This window comes from Mesorhizobium sp. M2C.T.Ca.TU.002.02.1.1 (genome assembly GCF_003997225.1).
On the sequence record NZ_RZTO01001023.1, the window covers coordinates 1 to 1,907 of the forward strand.

The window sequence follows — 1,907 nt, forward strand, 5'->3', positions numbered from 1 at the left end:
TCTTCTTCCACATATCGCCGATTGCATCCGGCATCGTGTCGGGCATGTGAAGAGCCTTGGCGATAGCATCTTCCCATCGTCCGTCGCCGCCATAGATGGCCTGCAGCTTGGGAGCCATGGCGTTCAGCAATTCTTCCGACTCCCGAGAGAGTTCTCCAATCGCCTTCAGAACATATAGCTCTAGTAGCCTAAGCAGCGGCTTTCCTTCATAACGCTTCTCGGTCGCCATTTTCCCTCTCACGCGTCATAGGTGGCGTATTCGATAAGCCGTTGGCAAATGGCCGACAGGCTGGGTTTTTCCTCCTGGGACGCGACCCAGGCCTCGGTAAATTCGATCGCGATGAATATTTCGATGAAGTATGTCAAACCCGCTTCGGCCGCCGCCTTCGGTGGCACTATACTATCGTCCGGTGCAGTCGCGACCATCGCATCGGAATCTTCCGTCCAAGGCTCCGACACATAGATTGTGTCCTCTTCGTCGAAATCCGACAGCCGCCCGACGATATCCAACAGCTTTGTTATTTTTGCCATGATAGCCTCCCCCAGATTGAACCAGCAAACCACACACGCTATGGATGCATGGCCTTAATGTCTGGCGATGAAGATGTCGATTGCCTCAGCAGCGCCGACGTCGTTTAGCGAATGTCGCCGGGGGACAACGCCGTGAAAGCACTCGTCTTTACACTTGGCCTTTTGGTCGCGTCGGCGCCGCCTGCCGCTGCCGGGGAGCCGATCAAATGGATCGTTTCCACGACCGGCGGGAGCCAGATCCAGATTCCCTCCTTCTTTGCCGACGGCAAGGTCGAACACATGGATGTAACTGCCAACGGAACTCGTTTTCAACCGAAAAGTTACCCAGACGTCCAGTTTGATCAGTACAAACCGAACAGCACGGCAAATCCGTACGACGAAATTGAAGCAATGTTCATCAATGACGATGACGATTATCATATATACTATAAGCTTGATAAACGTGATCTCGGTGTCATTTCTGGAACACGTGTGAATAGCAATGTAATTTTTTACGGTATGTGCCAGAAACACGATGATCAGAATTTCATCTGTTTCGACTTGACCTGGAACATGAAAGACCAAGCCATTTTCGGGCCAATCGCCAAGCGAATTGCCCGGTCGTTCCGGAAAAATGGGTAGCGGCAGTAGGAATAGCGGCTTCAGAACTCCACACTTCAAGTGAATTACGGTGACAGTGCACTTTTTTTATTCGGCCTATCTAAAACAATAGCGGACCTTAACAAGCGGAGTCGCTTTCACGGATTGAGTGCGCTGATACCGCCAATTGCGATCTACTCGCGGTCGTAAGGCTCGACTATCGCAACGAAAATACCCAACGAATCAAGCAGATCAAAAGCGCGTTCCGAAATGACGAGGCGGAAGGGCACCGCGATCCCGAAGTCGTCCTGACCCGCCTTTCCATGCACTTTCAACCAAACGAAACGCGGCAGTACCACGCCGGGTTGATCTTCCTGAAATTCTTCCGAGGTCGTCACCTCTGCGTCGGCGAACGTTGCGCCTGAAAAGCCCATATTCTCCAACGCGCGCTGGGCCTCTTCAGTGACAAGGAAACAGGGAAACGTCGCAACAATCACATCCCCGAACCATGCGTTTACCTCGTAGTGGAGCTTGGTTACGATCGGTGGATGAACGCTCGAGTCGAGAACCGTGCCTTTGCCAATCCCGCCAGCCGGGTGCGGCCGTATTTTAAAATATTGCATCAGAGGAAGACCGATCAACCTGCAAGCTGAACCTCAGAAAGGTTCGATTAAAGCATGTCGCGTTTAATTGGCCTCATAACCGGCAGCTTTGAAGAAGTTTCTGCACTGTAGCGGGTCGAACAGGTCGCATATGTCCTTGAGTGCGCTGCATATGTCGTCGAAGGATCGCGCGGC

At 52.3% G+C, this 1,907-nt stretch carries 4 protein-coding genes; 1 reads left to right on the top strand and 3 read right to left on the bottom strand.

Annotated elements, in window-relative coordinates; genetic code table 11:
* Together EOD07_RS32820 and EOD07_RS32825 are read right to left on the bottom strand one after the other, a co-directional pair.
* A partial coding sequence (locus EOD07_RS32820) for a hypothetical protein (protein ID WP_127238193.1) occupies positions 1-229 on the bottom strand: 229 nt, incomplete at its 3' end.
* Between the two features lie 8 nt (positions 230-237).
* Positions 238-531: a hypothetical protein gene (locus EOD07_RS32825; protein ID WP_127238194.1), complete on the bottom strand. Its 294-nt coding sequence runs from the start codon at positions 529-531 to the stop codon at positions 238-240.
* A 132-nt stretch (positions 532-663) separates the two neighbouring features.
* Here EOD07_RS32825 and EOD07_RS32830 point away from each other — a divergent pair, with 132 nt between their 5' ends.
* Positions 664-1,152, top strand: coding sequence for a hypothetical protein (locus EOD07_RS32830; protein ID WP_127238195.1), 489 nt, complete (start codon positions 664-666; stop codon positions 1,150-1,152).
* A gap of 152 nt (positions 1,153-1,304) precedes the next feature.
* Here the strand turns inward: EOD07_RS32830 and EOD07_RS32835 are convergent, their stop codons facing one another.
* On the bottom strand, positions 1,305-1,733 hold the full coding sequence (locus EOD07_RS32835) for a hypothetical protein (RefSeq protein WP_127238196.1): 429 nt from the start codon (positions 1,731-1,733) through the stop codon (positions 1,305-1,307).
* Positions 1,734-1,907 lie beyond the last annotated feature (174 nt).

What these genes read in the sequence shown, in the direction of transcription:
- EOD07_RS32825 (WP_127238194.1), bottom strand. Translation starts at nt 531, where the DNA reads ATGGCAAAAATAACAAAGCTGTTGGATATCGTCGGGCGGCTGTCGGAT.
- EOD07_RS32835 (WP_127238196.1), bottom strand. Translation starts at nt 1,733, where the DNA reads ATGCAATATTTTAAAATACGGCCGCACCCGGCTGGCGGGATTGGCAAA.